13 protein-coding genes are annotated in these 18,303 nt (G+C 41.4%); 3 read left to right on the top strand and 10 right to left on the bottom strand.

Annotated elements, in window-relative coordinates:
• Positions 1–30 precede the first annotated feature (30 nt).
• From SOM16_RS15270 to SOM16_RS15235, 8 genes are all read right to left on the bottom strand, one after another.
• On the bottom strand, positions 31–1,056 hold the full coding sequence (locus SOM16_RS15270; RefSeq protein ID WP_320464863.1) for a FecR family protein: 1,026 nt from the start codon (positions 1,054–1,056) through the stop codon (positions 31–33).
• Between the two features lie 48 nt (positions 1,057–1,104).
• Entirely contained in the window at positions 1,105–1,647 is a 543-nt protein-coding gene (locus tag SOM16_RS15265) for an RNA polymerase sigma factor (RefSeq protein WP_320464862.1), read from the bottom strand.
• Between the two features lie 489 nt (positions 1,648–2,136).
• Entirely contained in the window at positions 2,137–2,937 is an 801-nt protein-coding gene (locus SOM16_RS15260; RefSeq protein WP_320464861.1) for an FHA domain-containing protein, read from the bottom strand.
• Positions 2,938–3,055: 118 nt separating this feature from the next.
• Positions 3,056–7,171 carry an FtsW/RodA/SpoVE family cell cycle protein gene (locus SOM16_RS15255; protein ID WP_320464860.1) on the bottom strand — a complete coding sequence of 1,372 codons (4,116 nt, stop codon included), beginning with the start codon at positions 7,169–7,171 and terminating at the stop codon, positions 3,056–3,058.
• On the bottom strand, positions 7,158–8,603 hold the full coding sequence (locus SOM16_RS15250) for a protein phosphatase 2C domain-containing protein (RefSeq protein ID WP_320464859.1): 1,446 nt from the start codon (positions 8,601–8,603) through the stop codon (positions 7,158–7,160). The genes SOM16_RS15255 and SOM16_RS15250 overlap by 14 nt, the downstream gene beginning before the upstream one ends.
• A 94-nt stretch (positions 8,604–8,697) precedes the next feature.
• On the bottom strand, positions 8,698–9,651 hold the full coding sequence (locus SOM16_RS15245) for a hypothetical protein (RefSeq protein WP_320464858.1): 954 nt from the start codon (positions 9,649–9,651) through the stop codon (positions 8,698–8,700).
• A gap of 43 nt (positions 9,652–9,694) precedes the next feature.
• Positions 9,695–11,038 carry a serine/threonine protein kinase gene (locus SOM16_RS15240; RefSeq protein ID WP_320464857.1) on the bottom strand — a complete coding sequence of 448 codons (1,344 nt, stop codon included), beginning with the start codon at positions 11,036–11,038 and terminating at the stop codon, positions 9,695–9,697.
• Positions 11,039–12,039: 1,001 nt separating this feature from the next.
• Positions 12,040–13,371, bottom strand: a complete 1,332-nt coding sequence (locus tag SOM16_RS15235) for a Gfo/Idh/MocA family oxidoreductase (RefSeq protein ID WP_320464856.1) — start codon at positions 13,369–13,371, stop codon at positions 12,040–12,042.
• A gap of 446 nt (positions 13,372–13,817) precedes the next feature.
• On the opposite strand from SOM16_RS15235, the gene SOM16_RS15230 reads away from it, so the two are divergent.
• Together SOM16_RS15230 and SOM16_RS15225 are read left to right on the top strand one after the other, a co-directional pair.
• Positions 13,818–14,048, top strand: a complete 231-nt coding sequence (locus SOM16_RS15230) for a hypothetical protein (protein ID WP_320464855.1) — start codon at positions 13,818–13,820, stop codon at positions 14,046–14,048.
• The gene (locus tag SOM16_RS15225) at positions 14,017–14,427 is read left to right on the top strand and encodes a type II toxin-antitoxin system VapC family toxin (RefSeq protein WP_320464854.1); all 411 of its coding nucleotides are present in this window, start codon (positions 14,017–14,019) and stop codon (positions 14,425–14,427) included. Before SOM16_RS15230 ends, SOM16_RS15225 begins: the two co-directional genes overlap by 32 nt.
• A 292-nt stretch (positions 14,428–14,719) precedes the next feature.
• Here the strand turns inward: SOM16_RS15225 and SOM16_RS15220 are convergent, their stop codons facing one another.
• Positions 14,720–15,208, bottom strand: coding sequence for a hypothetical protein (locus SOM16_RS15220; protein WP_320464853.1), 489 nt, complete (start codon positions 15,206–15,208; stop codon positions 14,720–14,722).
• Between the two features lie 444 nt (positions 15,209–15,652).
• Positions 15,653–16,096, bottom strand: a complete 444-nt coding sequence (locus tag SOM16_RS15215) for a hypothetical protein (protein WP_320464852.1) — start codon at positions 16,094–16,096, stop codon at positions 15,653–15,655.
• A gap of 292 nt (positions 16,097–16,388) precedes the next feature.
• Between SOM16_RS15215 and SOM16_RS15210 the strand changes: the two genes are divergently transcribed.
• Complete coding sequence (locus tag SOM16_RS15210) at positions 16,389–18,302, top strand: histidine kinase (RefSeq protein WP_320464851.1); 1,914 nt, start codon at positions 16,389–16,391, stop codon at positions 18,300–18,302.
• Position 18,303 lies beyond the last annotated feature (1 nt).

Below are 18,303 nucleotides of genomic sequence, written 5' to 3'. Positions count from 1 at the left end.
CGAGCTTAATATGTATTGGTTTATAGTATATTAGTTGCTTATTTGATAACCATCAGCTACCCTGGATAATTTTAATTGATTGAGATCGGCAATATCAGCCAGTACCCGGCCAATGTCTTTTTTAGGATCTACGGTTCCGGTAAACGCCAGATCTTTTACATCTGCTGGCTCATATTTTATTTTGATGCCAAAGGATATTTCTATTTGAGCCAACACTTCTTGCAGCGGTGTTTGATTAAATACCAGTTGTTGTGGAACGGCAGCTGCCACTCGTTTCCTTTCTTGCGTATTACTCACCTGTAACTTTGCTGAATGTTGATGATAAACCAACTGGCTGCCTGCCAGCAAAATCTCCTGGAAAGCTTTTGCTTTTGGCCATTTCTCTGCGGGTTTAACCAAAATTTTTCCGGTATGCAATACCACTTTAAAAGAATGACTGCCCTGTTTTGCGGTAATGGTAAATGATGTTCCCAATGCAGTAGTCAAAATACCACCGGCATCAACTGTAAATGGATGAAGATGGTCTTTTGAAACCAGGAAGTAGGCTTCTCCCTGAAGCGAAACCCTTCGTTCTTTCTTTATAAAAGGTTTCTGATATTCTAGTTTTGCGCCAGGTTTTAATTTTACAAGAGAACCATCTGGTAAGGTAAAACGCTTTACATTGCTGGAGTAATTGGTTACAGTTTCGTTGTCTAACGGAACGGCTGTCTCTTGTTTTTTAACAGCAACAGATGCTGATCTTTTGTAATCAGGGGTATTATAATAACAGAGTATGCCAAAAGTACAAACCAATATAATACCCGCTGCAACGGCAAGCTTTTTGAGCACTAAAATGCTGTGGGTTTTATGAATGGTGTGCTTCTTTACGGATGCAAACATTTGTTCACTTTTTTCTGCTGAAAGTGGTGCATCCTGAACATCCGCCCATTCCTGTTCCGGAAGCAGTTCGTCGGGAATTTCCTGATTGGCATTCAGGTATTTTCTAACTTCCAGATATTCCTCCACCGTGCAAAGCCCTTTGAAGTATTTATCCAGTAGATCTTTTGAGACATTCATACTCTTTATACGATTGTGAGTATCGCAATCCCCTAATGCAAGAAAAATTTATTTTAGTGTAGCCAATGCACACAGCAAAACTACGGTAGAATATTTGGCCAGCTGTTTGGTCGCTAATGAAACATGATTTTCTACCGTTCTGGGAGAAATTGACAGTTGTTCGGCTATTTCTTTATAAGAATACCCATGAAGTTTGCTCAGAATAAAAACATTTTTTCGCACGGGAGGTAAGGTATTCAGTACAGCATAAAGCTGCTGGCGGATCTCAAACTGGTTTTCCCCTGTATGAATGCCCTGTAACTCATCGCTGTAAAGTGATAGATGACGCTTTGCTGTACTTTCAGTTCTGAAATAATCAAGCAAAACGGACTTGGCCATTCGAAACAGTTGATGTTCCAGATGGTGATCTCCAGATAGTGATCCCCTGAAACGCCAAAGTTTGATAAACACAACCTGTGTGAGTTCATCGGCCAAATCAGCACTGGCAGTTTTGGAAATAAAATATCCATTAACCTTCTTATGCCAAAGTCTGAAGACATTTTCAAAGGCAACTTCATTACCGCATTTAATCTCTTCAATGATTTCTGACATCTTACCGGCAAAGGTAAATTTTCAATGTCAAGAGAATATTAATACTTGGTTAAGGGATATGTTGAAGTAAGTTAAAAGAAGCTGGAAACACATTCTCATCTATGAATGTACTACACGAGCGGCCAAGCTCAAATTCAGCCTATAAAACGCTTCGATCCTGGTCTTAAATTGTGATTAAGGCCAACTTTGACTTCAGCGATGTTCCTTATTTTGTTGCCTGTAGATCGTAAAAATGTTGTTAATTTAAAAGTGATTGGTAAGGCGTTGTTGGCCAAACTGGGGCAATACTATTATGAATCGCAGCTAAAGGTAAACCAGAAAGGCGATAAGTAAAGTGCAGGCAGCAGCCCGGCTCAAACAAGTCTTTTTCGAAGCTTGGATAAATTTTCCTGATCATACCCACCTTAAGGCGAGGGGTTGTAAACAAATCCCTACCCACCGGTTTTTAATGCACCTGGATTTCGTAATTCTTCAGTGTTGGTAAAAATCTTACTCCTGGTTTAGCGGATTAAAACTAAACTCCAACACGACCGATTCACCTAAAATAATCTGATCTCCTTCTTCTAATTCCTGTCCAATATGTGTGGCATGGAGTTTTACTGTCTGTTCGGTCTGCGCAGCACGCAACTTGACCTTATTGCGTGGAGGGATACCGCCTTCATCTGCGAAGATTACAAATTTGGCGAGATTCTTATCCCATTCAATATGCGCATGCTGTCTGCTGATGTATTTGTTTCGTTCATCGTCACTGTCTGATGGAAATGCAATGTGGTTGGTGCGGAAATAACCTTCGTCAGATTGTGCCTTTTCGTCTCTGCCGATATTGTATTTTCCACCCTCAGAACTGATTTCATAGTTTGGTTGCAATGTCTTCCCGCTAAGTGCTTTAAGATAGGCCTTAGACTGCTGTTTTACAAAATGGGTTTTCGTTTTGACAAAAAGTGCTACCGGAAGCTGCTGCATTTTCACCGCGTCGTCAGGAAAAGCTTCTTCAAAAGAAATTGTAAGGACCCAGCTTGCAGGTAGATCCAAAGAATAATCATCGCTGATGCGTTGTATCTCATTTTTTAGTTGATCAGGATCTTCGGTAAATACGGCGGCTTCATACACATGACGTTCTGCTGCGGTACAGTTGATATAAATACCCAAACCTTTGATGTTTGCTCCTTCACCGCCTTCCGCTTTTTGTAACTCTTGCTTCACAAATTGTAGTAATGCGTGTCTGATTCCCTTCACATCATCAGGATGTTCCCCACTTTTGCTTTTGAATAAGTCGAATATCATTTTCATCTCTATATAATGTTGGTGATTTAATGCCGTATTATTTGGATTACTGAATTCATCGTCTCCAGTCTGTTCTCCATGATAGTATAGCTATTAAATTTATGATTTCCCTGTTTAAGTTAAATTAAAATGTTTCATCTGTTTGATCAAGGTCCGGTAAACGGCTGTCAGTTTTAGTTGATGGAACAATGCTTTTGATGTAACCGCCCTCCTTTAAAAGCGGGATTACATGTTTGCCGGCCAATCGTACTGCGTCTGATGACCCTTTGGTAGCTTCGATACGTATACAGACTACAATATGGCCATTACCCTTTGCCGTTGGTGCAAAAAATACATACCAGCCATCATTAACCTGTTGTTTCTTCCAAATCCGTTCTGGCGTTCCTGTTTTGCCGGCAACCGCCAGGCCAAGCGTTTCTGTCTTTGGCCTGCTCTGTTTAATCATGTACTCCTGCATCAGCCTGGCATACTCTGGATTGTTTACCAATTTTGTACCAGTTTTTATTGCCTGCGGCTGATCGCTTACTTTAAGCACAAACCTGTTTGCAATCATATTTCCATTGTTTGCAATCCCAGCAGCCATTCTCGCCACTGCCGCTGGAGTTGCAATGAGCGCTCCCTGGCCCCAAGACATGCCTGAAATCCCCTTCGCCCTCGTCTTTCTGATGTTGTTCGGATCATATTTTGGTTTGGTATTGAACTCCGTTCTTCGCCAAAGTTGTTTCCATTTTTCTTCCTGTGCACCGTTTTCGCTCGGCTTATTGTAATAGTATCCTCCTGCTCCATGTAAAAACATGCCTGTTTTTAGGTACAGGTCGCCCATGTTTTCCTGCAGCTGTTCCTGGTTTGCAAGTTTGATAAAATAGACATTGTTAGATTTTACCACCGCCCGTTCGAGATCGATCCATCCCGTTTCATCTGGTTCAATGCCTTTGGTACGGATACGCTCCCGGGGAGCTACCTGGTATTTTTTACTGGCAGCAGCCATGCCCAGTCTATTAAACGATGCCATGGCCGTAATCAGCTTAGCGGTTGAGCCCGGCTGGGTAAAATTGGTAAAGCCAAGATCAGCGGTGGTAACCCACCCCGAAAGCTGGTTCTGTTCTGCATTGGTCATGGTTAACCGTTCCCAATCATGAATGGGCGGCAGGGGATATACGGCTGAAGTAAGGACATCACCAGAACTTGCTTCCATGATCACTACAGAAACGCGGTTATCTGCTAATGATGTATCCCGGGCAATCGACTTTTGTATCTTGGTCTGCAGTCCGGCATCCAGCGTTAACTGTACATCGCGGTTCTTATTTTTAAAGTCTTCCACCTCTTTACTGCTGATACCGGCAAGCAGTAAAGGAGAAAGTGCAGCGTAATCTTTTTTCACGACCGTCATTTCCTTAACTCCCCGCGCCAGGAAACGGTTTTCGCTGTATCGGTTTGCAAGTACAGTAAAACTCTTTACGGGCAATTTAAAGCCGCGGAGTTCGGCCGCATGTTCATAATCTGCAAAATAACCGTTTACACTTCCGTTAAATACACCCGAATTTGCATCGCCTGTCCAAAAAAACAGTTGTTCTTCGAAAGGGTAATACCGGTCTAAGCGCTGGTGTACCGCAGAATCTAGATTGTAATGGGGGATACCTGCGCCAATGAGCTTAAAGTGTTGAGCCTTCACACTATCGACATTGCTGGTTGCCATTAAAATCCCTTTGCGGTCATGTATAGTGCCAGCTTTTAACCGGCTCATCAATATGGCGATGCGTGGATTATAACTGAACATCCTCATACCGCTGCGGTCGGCTACCAAGGCTGGCTGCACAACCCATTTCCGGTTATTCAGCACGTAGCCTGTTACATTAACACCTAATAAGATGATGCCCAAACAGGCAGCCATCAAGGCTGGTACGAGGTTTTTGTCCTGCTGTTTGGCCAGGTATTGCAGCTGTACTTCCGTACCGCGTACTGCAGATGCCGACATTAAAAATCCGGCAGCTAAAAAATTGAGCACCAGTGATGATCCACCATAACTTTGAAAGGGTAGGGATACCCCTGATAGCGGTAAAGCTCCGGTAGAACCACCTGCGATGAGCAGAAACTGCACAAACGTGGATACGCCTATGCCTGCACTTAAATAGAAAAGTAAGGGTGAGCCAGTTCGTCTGCCGATAATAATTGAGCGGTGCAGGTATAAAAGGAACAGCAGGAAGATGCTTAATATTCCCGTTAATCCAAATTCTTCGCCTATCGAAGGTAAAATCATATCGGTATGTGCTTCAGGAATGGTTTTGGCAAAACCTTCTCCAACCCCCTGACCTGTTGTACCACCTGTAGACATCGCCCATAAACCATTGGCCACCTGGTCGCCGCCGTAAACTTCATTATTCCAGGCATCCTGCCAGATGGCTTTCCGATCCCCCAGGCGTTGTACCGGTCCAGGGAAGACGCGGTCGAGATATGGAATTTGATCGATCGTTAAAAAGGCCGACATAATCACCAGGACCATGATCGCAGACTCACTGAGTTGCCTTCGCCTGAAAAACATCAGCGTACCCACCAAAAGCAACGTTATCCCGGTGGAAATCCATATGTTTTCAAAAATCCATGATGCCATTACATATAATACAATAGCGCCTGCCATGAACATGAAATCGCCCCGGGAGAAAGAGAATAAAATAATAAAGGTGAAACAAACCACCATCGCCGGACCAAGATCTCCTAATATCAGAAATAACATCAGGGTCAATAATATTGCCAATAAGGCAAAAGAGAAAAATGACCATCTTTTGTTCCAGCTCGTATATTCACTAATCAGTTTTTCGTTTACGGCAAAAAATCCTGCAAGAAAAAAAATAATCAGATACTTCACCACTTCACTGGGTTGAAATCCGAACAGGTTTACCTTTACACCACTTCCTTCTGGCCCGGTTCCGAATAGGATGGTGAGTGCCAGTAATCCAATAGCGGCTAAGGCCCAGGGCCAGCCATTTGCAGCTGAGCGGGTGTTTTTAAATAGGAGCAGGCGATAAACCAGGGTATCAGTATTGAAACGGCGCAGTTTGACGCATAACATTAACACGATGCCACCAAAACCCATGAGCAGGTACAGAAGTGAATCCTTCGCTAAAAAACGGTCGCGTAGCGGATCTTGCAAACTCAGTAGCGTTAGGAAAGAAATGCCAGTGAGCAGCATCACTACAGGCAAGATGACCTGATCGGCAGTGCTGAATTTCCATGACAGAATGAGGTGGATAAGAAAAAAACCACCAATCAGGCTTCCGCAGACGATCCAAAACCACTTGTTGAATTCTTCGGGTGTTCTGATAATCAGTGATTTTTCCTTTTTGAGGATATTGAAATCCCTGGTAGAAAAAAGCTTTATCGTATGAGGGCGCTGCTCAAAATTAAAAACGGTGTTATCGTTAAGGTTCTGTACCCCCTTTGAAGCACCGAACTGACAACCGGGCTTTAATGGCAATACCTTGAATGCCTGGTTGTCGGGCAACTTAGCAAAAGTGAACGCTCCGTCAGAACCAGTACGGGTATAGGCGGTAAGCTGCTGCAATTTCCGTTTACCCGCAGTATCCAAAGTAAAGACCTTTGTAATGCCATTTTCCTTTTCAGTTATGTTTCTGATGGTTTCAGTAGGTTCGTCGTTGTAGATACTATCTTGAGGTAAAATCATTTCCAAACGGACAAGTACACCTGGTACAGCCTTTTCGTTTTCTGTAATCTTCCCACTAATATCATGCTCACCCATATTGAGACCCACCTCGGATGGGTAGGGCCGAGGTTTGTTCTGCTCCTGTGCGAATCTTTGCGAATCATCACCCGTATAACCAAGTAATGCACGGGATGCCAATACCCTTGCCTTAAATGATTTACCTCCTTTTTTAAAGGCATCATCTGCCATTAAAAAGTACCTGCGTTTATTAACTTCGCCAATATTGTCTAGTTGTCGAGCATCTGGCGTTGCATTTGCAATGGTTTTTTCAATGAGATCAATGTCCCGATGATCCTCAAAATAGTAACCTTTTTTAAGCAGATTCCTGATATTTTCGGCAGGTTTTGCCGCGTTAAGGTTGACCATGGTGCCGGCTTTTAAGCGCGGCAAAACTTCTTCAAATCTAGGCTGAATGATCGAATATAACTGGTAGAAGAACAGCGCGAGAACGATTCCTATGGTCAGTATGAAGATACGTTCATGAGTCCGGCTCACTTTGACGGCCCCTTTATTCTGCTCCATGTTTTAAATCTCTGGTTTTAGAGGTGTTTTTTTTAAAGGGTCCAAGTTTCATCAATTCGGCATTTACCAGTTGCTGATCAGGGAAGTGGATGCTGTTTTTTACAGGAAGTAAACAATTGGTGAAAGTGACATTTTTGAGTAGCAATGCCTGGTTCGAAATTGCAATAGCAGTCGCGAAGCCTTTAAATTGCAGGCTGTCTAACATCATAAGCCTGGATTGAGATTGCATGGTTATGGCTGCACCTTTGTATCCGCTATCTGCTTGCAGCACAATGCCTTTTGCTAAAACGTATAGGGTATCTCTTCGCAGGCGTAAAGTATCGCTGATTAAGACCGGACTTTTAAAAATCGAGTCGGATAGGATTATAGTATCACCTACAGCATGATCAAATGCATCTTGTAGTAACTGCTCCTGGCTATTTCTAACGGTTCGTTTTGCTGACGAACCCAGAGGTGAAACAGGGGCTGCTGTATGCTGGTTTTGCAAGTACATAAATACAGTAGCGCCAAGAAGGATGAGGCATAAAATAACCAACGCCTTAAACCAGTAATTTCTTTTAGGCGGTGTAGCCGAAGCTGGTTTTAGCTCTTCAGGTTGCTGTATGGCTGCCTTTTTTTCTATTTCTGCAGGTACCTGGGTTTGTTGCGCAACGTTAGGTCTGGTGGATTGTACCCGTTGAGGTTCTTTATTATTCTGTAACAGCACCACGGTAATGTTATCACGGCCTCCGTTTTCGTTAGCAAGAGCGATGAGATTACCTGCTTTTTTTGCGAGTGTACCTCCTTCAAGAAGCAGACTGGTAATGTCTTGCCTGTTGACCATATCAGTTAACCCGTCACTACATAATAACAGCAAGTCGCCAGGTAGGAAAGGAGATTGACCAGTTTCAATATAGCTGTCATCGGTCGCAATCTGATCACTAAAACCAATTGCCTTATTAATTTCATTGCGTTTTGGATGTTGCATGGCTGCGGCCTCATCCAATCTTCCCGAATCTTCCAGAAAGCCTACAAATGAATGGTCTTTGGAGATTTTAATCAATGATCCATCCCGTAGCAGGTATAATCTGGTATCGCCAACATGAGCGTAATAAAACTGGTTATTCTCGATATCCGCGAATACCATAGTGGCTACGCAAGCCATTTCAGAAAGATCTGTTTCTGTTCGCTTTTTGGCAACGATCATTTCATTTGTATGCTCGAATGCCCTGATCATTTGCGAAATTGGATCAGCCGGACGATCTGCAAATTGCATCGAGATCTGCTCCGTGGCAATAGCTGCGGCTACTTCGCCGCCATGATAGCCACCTACACCATCTATCACAGCTGCCAAAATCAACTGATCGTTGGTAAGGGACTTAATAATGAAGCTGTCCTCATTATTATCTCTGGATTTGCCGGTGTCTGTGACGCCAAAAAAGTGTTTATCCATTTTTATCGCTGGAATTTTTAATGTCTTTAAAATGAACGATCATCAGCGCAACAACTAGCGATAACAATATGATGGAGAGAAGTTGCGACATGAGCTATGATTTAAAAAGGTTTAAGCCAATGATACCATTCAGCAGCATCCTCGAATTTAGAGGCAAAGAAACCCATTGTGGTGAATTCATTTCACTACGCTCAACCAAGACCTCGTTTAAGGTAGTGAGTTCGCCGAAAGATGCTAAATAGAAATTACCGTCTGTTTTGTTATAGCGGATGTGTAAATGTGGTGAGTTGGTCCATTCTGATGCAATCTTGAAAATATTGGAATCTTCGCGTTCGTCTTCGTTTCCCGAAACAATAGTGTCTTCTGTTTTAATCAGGAACTCAATTTTTTTGCCCGAAAATTGCTTGTCGGGTATGATGGCTTCCAACCGGGCGATAATGTCCTGGTTCGCGGATGGAGCAGTATTGCCATCTACATATTCCAATTGAGTTTCATAGGGGATTTCCATATAACCTTCGCTGTAATAGGTAAAACCTTTCAAAATATCGTTGTTGATATCGAATGTCTGCGCAATACCTGTTTGACGGGGAATGAATGTTACACGGAGGTTTTCTGATTTTTGATTATTACCCGGCAACAGTTTTCCGATAAATCCCTTATCGCCCCTGGCATAATCCGGATGCGATACCAGTCGGAATACCCATTTAGAGCCTGATGGTTCTACTGTTTTGCCCGCTTGCCGGTATTCGCGTAAAATTTCGTAGAATTTTTTAACTGTTTCCTGTACGATTAAACCAAAAATCCCTTGCTTATTGTCTACAAAAGCGCGGTAGTCTTCTGGGTTAAAAGTGATAATAAATTCATGATAAAAAACGATGCGATCTGCAAATGATAATTCCTGGATAGACGCTTTAAATTTATCAATGATAAAGCTATAGATGGTTTCAGGGGTAAGTTGTGTTGCCTTTTGCTTACTGCTCTTGGTTTCATCGGTTAGAAACCAGTCCTGAATACCGATACGCTGCCAGAAATTTGATTTTGTTTCCATAAGTTACAGTGCCTGTGTGGCGGTTAAGGGGATCGTCTTTTTATTAAAACTGTACAGGGTTATTCGAAGTATCAGGCGTAGGATCTTGCGTGCTATCGGTGGCTTTATCTCTCGCTTTTTTAATTTCCGCATTGATAGCGCTATCCACAGCCCGCTTTGTTGCCGCTGCTTCAGCCGCCCTGCGCTCATTCGCTAATCTTTTTCTGTCAAGTGCTGAGGTATCTACAGCAGCGGGTACCGAATCAATGGGAACTGTAACTTGTTGTGCCTGTGGTTTATTGCTAAATTTAGAATAGCCCAGATAAGCCACCAATCCGATAATGGATAGGATCAAAAAAGCGAATACAACAGGAGGCAGCAGTATGCCTTTTCTATCTGGGGCCTGTTCTACGTTTTCTAACGCTAGTACCTGTTTACGGAGCGCATCGTTCTCCGCCTTGAGCAGATCCATAGCGGTATTGTCCATCGGAAATGTAATGCCTGATAAGCTTCCACTAACCACCGCCTCATGCAAAACCATCCCATCGCTGTATCTAAGCATAGGATCCTTCTGCAGGCATTTATCAATAAGCTTTAAAAGCCAATCGGGAACCTGCATTTCCCGGGTTTTCTGTTCATCAGTCCAGTTCGGGGGTAAGTTTGTTTTGCGCAGATCAACTACATTTGGTACATCGTTTTCCATGTGCGCAATCATTACCGAATTACGTCCGGTATCGCTATTTCCCGATAGGGGAAAGGGAACTTCACCGCCAAGTAATTCGTATAAGATGATGCCATAACTGTAAACATCGGTTTGCAAAAGCATTTTGCCTTCATTTTGTTCAGGTGCCATAAACTCCACCGCACCTGCATGCCTGATGCTACTTCTCCGTTGCTCCTCACTCATGATGGCCAATCCAAAATCAAGTAGTACATAGTTGGCTGTATGCACGTTGTATTTAACGTTATTGCTCTTTACATCGCCATGTTTTACACCAAGTTGGTGACAGTGTTCGAGCGCTGCAGCAAGTTGTTGTGCAACTTTTATGATTTCGTTTAGCGTAAATATCTTTTGATGTGGGGGCTGAAGCAACTCACAAAGGTCGGGCCCATCTATATATTCCATTTCTATAAATGGGAAGGATCCGCTTTCTGTGATGCCGAAACTGAGCATTTTTACAACATTCGGACTAGGGTTTTCATTTACCCTTAACAGTTTCGATACTTCGTTTTCAAAATTGCGATAATTTTTATCGTTACGGTCCTCGGTGTGGATTGGTGTAGGAATTAATTTTACTGCGGAGTAGATTGCACCCATGCGCCTCCCTTTATATACGGATCCCTGTCCACCCGTTCGCAGCGCTCCTAAATTCTCCAGTCCTTCGGTGATTGTAAATACTTTGCTCATAGTTCTCGTCTATAACAATTATAGGAATTTTTTGTTGCCAAACAATAATTAAATCTGGTTTGAAAATAAAGTTCAACTGAAAAAATAGGTTGAATTTAGCAATCAGCCCGCCTGAAGGAAAATCTTTGTGAGTTGCAGTTTTAATTCATGCAGTTTGGAATTTTTTCATTCTTTTTCTGAATACTAAGAATTCAAACGTTGCAAAGAAGAGATAAATTGTTGAAAAAATTAAAAGATTTCTGAACGCAGTAACCTGGTATAAAAGACTGTCAACTAATATGGCAATAATTATAAAGGCAACACAAAATAATGGTATTCCAAGAAATGTTAAGAATGATAGGTAAAGATTATTTCTAATTTTATCTATTAGATTTAGAAAAATGGCAAACGAACAAAAAGCCATTACAATGAGATATACAACTGAATAAGCTAAGTTTAATATGATATCTAAAATTTGTAAAATCCATTTAAGAAAATTCCCATCAGCGTGATCTGTTTCTGCAATTACTATTCTATAAGTAACGAATAAAGCGATACTGATTAAAATGTTTATTAGCCAAAACTTAAATATAATTCTCTTCATTTTTTGTATGGGGATCAATTTAAAATTGGTTTGATAGAACCACTAATTCCGTAGCCGTCAACGAAATTAATGAGGTTACTAGTTTTTGACCATGAAGGCTAATTTTCACCGTCATTCAAAAAATTTTGCTGAATCGACTTCAAATAACGCAGCGTTATTTGAAGTCGAATTTAGAATAGTCAGTGAGGATGGAAAGTCGCCATTATAATCCTCCAGGTGCTTTTTAATAGCAGAGACTTTGTTGGGATAAAGTATTATTAAAGAGCATTTAAGCTTAAATGAAGATGCCAAGCTAATGACTGATGCTCACAAAATAGATAACTTCGGTGGCAGAGACAGGCAGCCTGGCAACCACGATTGCCAGAGCACTTTGCTATACCACCCTGTAAAGCTCAACTCTTAACCTTCACCTCAATACTCAAATTTTGGGTAAGCTATAACCATTGTGATACTGAGCCAGCAGGTATTGATCATTGATCTGCTGGTCTGTAAACTGATGTTTGGCATTGTCCCATGATAATTTTTGTCCGCTTCTGAAGGCAATGTTTCCCATTTGGGCAACGGTAGCTACATGCGCAGCATCTTGTATAGCGCAGTTCAGTTCTTCTTTTTTTCTGGATCTGACCACACTGAAGAAATTGACCATATGGTTGTCCAGGCCATTATCTGAAGATTTAACAAAGGGCTTGCTCACTTTATTGCCGCTTGCCTTTTCTTCTATAACTTCCCAACCTTGCCTGTTAAGGATTAGTGTGCCGTTGTTACCGATATAGGCAATCCCATGGTTGCGGTCATAAGAGCCGTTATCAATACCCATGGCAGAATCCCATACCATGTTAAACTTGTCAAACTCATATAAGGTCGTCAGCGTATCAGGCGTTTCTTCATACAGATCAGGATAGGCAAAGCGGCCACCTAATGCAGATATGGTTTTTGGTACAGGTGAATTCATGCCCAGCAAGCCATAATCCAGTAAATGCACGCCCCAGTCGGTCATTAACCCGCCCGCATAATCCCAGAACCAGCGGAAATTGAAGTGATACCTGCTGGCATTGAAAGCTCTTTTATTCGCCGGACCAAGCCACATGGCATAATCAACGCCTGCAGGAGGTAAGGTATCAGGCACTACGGGAGCAGGTTTCATCCAGCCCTGGTAACACCATACTTTTACCGTTCTGATATTTCCGAGCTGGCCGCTCTTCACAAAAGCAACAGCATCTTTAAAATGTTGCTGACTGCGTTGCCACTGACCTGCCTGCACCACCTTATTATATTTTTCCTGCGCTTTAACCATGGTACCGCATTCAACGATAGAGTTACCGACAGGCTTTTCCACATATACATCTTTACCAGCCTGCACTGCATGAATCATCATCAAGGCATGCCAATGATCGGGTGTCCCGATAATGACTGCGTCGACATCTTTATTATCGAGTAACGCACGATAATCTTTATACCGCTTTACTTTTGCAGCGTCAACATTCATCGACTTTAATTCGGCCATCCTTTCATCAAGCACATTGGCATCACTATCACACAGGGCGATCAGGTTTACTCCCGGCACTTTGAGGGCCGCTTTGAGGTCAGACCATCCCATGCCTTTGATTCCTATAACCCCAATATTGATTTGGTCGTTTGCGCCAATTGTTTTACTGAAGAGGGCATAAGCAGGGTTGTCTAAGGCAGAAAGCAGGGCAGTGGTTCCTACTGCGGTTGCAGCGTAGTTGAGGAAATTTCGACGGTTTAACATTTAATTTGGTTTAGGTTTATACTGGAAGTAAATTACAAAATAATTAGTGGAGCATCCAAGATATTTTGTTAAAATTTATAAGAATGTTACCCGTATTTTTTGTTCTTGTGCGTTATCTGGTAGATAGAAAAAGGAGGTCGAATATGATTATGAGCGGAAGGAGGTACGTGATTATGTATTGAATAAAGACGATGAGTTGATGTTGTGGCTTGTGGGTATTTTTAATCGTACCAATAACGAGCTTTTATTGCCCATAATACCAGCGCTTATAATAGTTTATTTGTAAGGGATGAATATATTTATTTAGGTTTATTGATAAATAAAGATCATGAAAAAAAATAAAATCACGAGCTTAACAAGCACTTGCTCATATTCATTAGGAGTTGTAGGTATGGTTATTGTTGAAATAATTCTTTATTTTTGTTTTAACACTCAATATCATATCCATGCACATAGAAACACGTAAATTACATTTGATAGAAGAAATGCTCAAAGTAAAGAGTGAAGCTACTTTATCTGCTTTGGAGAAGCTATTACACAAGACGAATAATAAAACAGTTAAGGAAACGCCAAGCTTAAAAGATTTTTCTGGAATCTGGTCTGAGGACGAGGCGAATGAAATGCAGCGGATAATTGCAGAATCCTGTGAAACAATACACCCGGATGACTGGAAGTAATTTATTAGACACCAATATTGTTATTGAGTTATTTAAAGGCAATCCAACAATCACATCGTTTCTTGAAACCTTAAAGGAGGAAATAAACATTCCTTTTGCTGTATTAGGAGAACTATATCTAGGTGCTTACAGATCAACTAACCCAAAAAAGCACATTAAGCAGATCAACTCTTTTCTAGAAAGGTGTAATGTTCTTAATGCTGACAATGAAACAGCAAATCACTATGCCCTAATCAAAACTGCTTTGTTGCAAAAAGGTAAGCCAATACCAGAGAATGACATGTGGATAGCCGCGATATCAAAGCAGTTTGACCTAAATTTACACACCAAAGACAAACACTTTAAGGAAATATACGACCTCAATTTACAGAGCTGGTAATCTCTGGCATATACTTGCTTATTGATCTGTACCCCCCACGCACGGTGCGGTCTGCAAATCCCTTCACTCACAGCTTATTTACGAGGTGGCGGCTGTCCGTTTCTTACCGTTGTACATGGGATTTGGGGTGTACAATAGAACCCTTGCCCGTATTTAAAAACCAAGTCGTCTTTAAACTATTTAATTATGATGGGTTACTGATATGTGGGGCTATTTGCATAAGTGCTAAAGCATTTTATTAAAGCGTATCATTTTTCCAATCCATCCCTAGCTAGTTATATAAACTACTTCTTTATTTAAGCTGCTCATGATTTAAACCTGTAATTTGATGAAATTCATGCATAAACTGTTCAATTTGTTTGCTATTACGAAGTGATGCGATGGTTAACAGATCGGTTTTGTCAGGCGATTCCGGATTTTTGAAGCTTAAGTTAACTGCGGTTCTGGTGTAAATAAAGTTTGTATAGATCCGAACGGTTTCAATGCGGAGATAGTTCTCGAAATGATACTGTTTATTTAAATAAGCTAGTGTTCCACTTCTTTCAATGGTTTGCGTGGTCTGATTGAAAATGAGTTTTGTAAAGGTTGCCGCGATACAAAAGAATCCAAAGAAGAAGAAGGCTGATCCGCCTAAAAGGGCGCCGATTGGGCTTTTGAAAATCAAAGTAAAAAACAGTACGCCGAATAAAATAAAAAATGTACCCAGTATGATTGGTCCTGTTTTTTTTCTTTTCAAAAGATAAGAACCCTGATCATAAACAAAATACTGATAGGAAATCATAGCTGGTGGGGTTGGAGTGTTTAAAGTGTTGTGGTGCTGTAGGTGTAAAGGTAATTGTATTGATTTCTTTTTTAAATTTAGAAAGCGAGAACCAAATGGGGTGCCATAGGGTAATGATTTTCAGGGCGCTGCTAGTCATCTGGCAATGGTGATCGATCACGGCGGTAGGGATACTGATCACTAGTGTTGTTTTTGGGCGTTTTGAATAGCCTATCGGAGGCACTGGAACGCTCGCCTTATCGTTTTAGATCTGAATGCCTTTCGCTTCCTTTTAAATAGATTGGAGGTCAAGTCGTTATGCTTTAATATGCGTTATAAATGGAATGAATACCGGTGGCTAGGAAGATGAACGAGATTAGAAGGGTTAATTCCAACAATTGAATGCAATTATTGAAATTAACCTTTGCATGGTGTACAGTGTTAAAACTGACTTCGTATTGTCTTCTATTTTTTTGCTTTTTGCTGTTCTTTATATTCCTGCAAAAACTTGTTAGGGGTGCAATTATCAGATAAGTCTTTAGCATAAGCGATATACATCGGTGATTTTTGCATGTTACTTTCTTTAGGAAGGTAGATTTCGTAGTTATTATTTCTATAAGTCATGATAATATACGCTTTGCCTTTATAAGTAATTTCATAATCTGCCTTACCGTTGTAGCTTTCCACTTTGGCTTTGAATATTTTTCCAGCCCAGGAGTGGTCAATGTCATAAATGCCTATGAGCACTTCGTTATTTTTGTCTGGACCATAGCGGGCAGTAGTAACGATCAGGCCTTCTTCGCCTCTGTAGGTTTTACAAACTTTTCCCATTTCGGTTTGCTGCGCGGCAGCACTGAAGCTGATCAATATTGAGCATAAAACAGCAGTAATGCTAAGTAATTTTTTCATTGTTTTTCTTGTTTTAAACGGATAAATAAAATCAAAGATGCACCATATCTACACGCCTTACAATAACACTTTTGTATCAATTCTAATTTTATTGATCTAAAACTTATTGCCCGAAACAGGCTTTCAATCAGTGCATCCCCTCATACCTTTGTATGAGTTTTCGGGTAGATACATTTGCTTACCTTTGTCTGGCTACGCCTAGTTAAATGTAGCATGGTGAACCTCTATGCGATTGTTTGAAAAATATTTTTGTAACCGGGTGCTTTCAGGCATATCCCTTTTTTGCTGTGCAATGATACTCCTGGGCAGTTGCCGGCAGGATCAGTCTTCAGACAAGGTTGCCTTTTACAAACGTAAGGTAAGCGTTTCCTTAAAGCCATTCATTAATGCTGCCATTAACAAGGCAAAAAGTGATCCTGCAGCGGCTATTCCGCTTTATGAAAAAGCGCTTGCTCTGGCGAAACTGCATAAAGATGAAGTAGCTCAGGTGAAAAGTTACCGCATGCTGGTGTTTTACTACAGCATTTACAAAAATGATTTTACCCATGCGATAGCCCTTTCAAATGCATCAATCCTTTTGGCTAAGAAAATAAATGATCCTGGCACCTATAGCGATCTTTATGCTTCCAGGGCAGTTGCCTACAGCGTTGCAGGCAAACTGAACGAAGCTGCCGATGCAAGTACAACGGCACTGCAATACCTGCAGCAGGACAAAGCACCAGATAGTTTAAAGAATTTTCCATTATATAATAACCTGGCGGTGTTGCACACCCAGTTGGGCAACTATAAACTTGCCGTAGAAAATGCCAATAAGTTTTTAAACCACTATGCCCCTTTAAACGATACCGCAAGGATGATTGGAGCTTATCAAACGATGAGCAATGCCTATTACCAGGCAAATGATACCCTTAATTTTCATCTTACAGCAAGAAGAGCGCAGGCTTTGCAACGCGCTTATCCCGATAAAACAAAGGAATATCTTGTAAACTCGCTCATGGTGGCCATGTATAAAAGCATCAAAAATTACGATAGTGCAAAAGTTGTTGCCAGGCAGATGATAAACTCTGATTCAGATATAAATACCCCCAGGCATTTTGAAACTTTAACCCAGATGATGGAAATAGCCTACAACGCTAATGATACGGCGTATGCGGCAAGTATTTTGAAACGCGGCATTCCGATGCAACAGCTTTTAGATGAAAACCTGCTAACGCTTTCCTTAAGGAAGAACGTTTTTGATGGATATTACAATATACTTAAAATGACGGGTAATAAGGAATTGGCCCAGGTTTGTGTGGAGCAGGCCTACCGCCTTGCCGGCGAACTGCGGAAGCAGGAAATAAATAAAGACCTTGAAAAATATGAAATCGCACGCAAAAAAGTAATGCAGGAAAATGTATTGCTTAGCAAAGACCTGCAGCTGACCAGGAAAAGCAATACCATAACGGTTTTAATCATGAGCGCCGGTTTGCTTGCCTTGGCGGGAACTGCTTTTCTGATGAGCTATCGCAGGAAAATACAAATAGAGAAAAACCGTTTTGAGCTCCTGGAAAAAGAGCAGCAATGGAAACAAAGCAAAGCGGTACTGGAAATGCAGCTCGTAGAACGCACCCGCATTGCACAGGAACTGCACGACGACCTGGGCGCATCCCTTACTTCCATAGCACTGAGTACGGAATTAATGAAAAGAAAACATCCCCAATTGGATACAAGAGAAATCAGTATTATCGCGGAGAATGCTACGCAGATGGTCGATCAAATGAATCAGATTGTATGGACCTTGAATAATAATAATGATACGCTCCAGAGTTTGCTGGCTTATATCCGCAAGTTTGCAACGGGGTTTATGGATGATGCTGGTATTGAATTTACCATGCACTTACCGCAATTTATTCCTGAACATATTTTGAATGGCAGTGTAAGGCGAAATCTTTTTCTTACCGTTAAGGAAGCACTTCACAATATTGTAAAACATGCACAGGCCACATCAGTAACCCTTCAAGTTACCAATACGGAAACAAAACAGTTAATCCTACACCTGGTCGATAATGGAAAAGGGATGCCTGATCAAAAAGCAGAAATGGTTTTGGGTAATGGCCTGCGCAATATGAAGGCAAATATCCAAACCATTGGCGGCACAATTATCTGGATAAATAACCCCGGTGGGGGAACTGGCATTACGGTTACTTACCTTTTAAAATCCTAAC

Origin of the sequence: Pedobacter sp. CFBP9032 (genome assembly GCF_034045265.1) — a bacterium.
In the GTDB taxonomy this organism is placed as follows: domain Bacteria; phylum Bacteroidota; class Bacteroidia; order Sphingobacteriales; family Sphingobacteriaceae; genus Pedobacter.
This window is presented reverse-complemented; position numbering and strand designations above follow the sequence as displayed.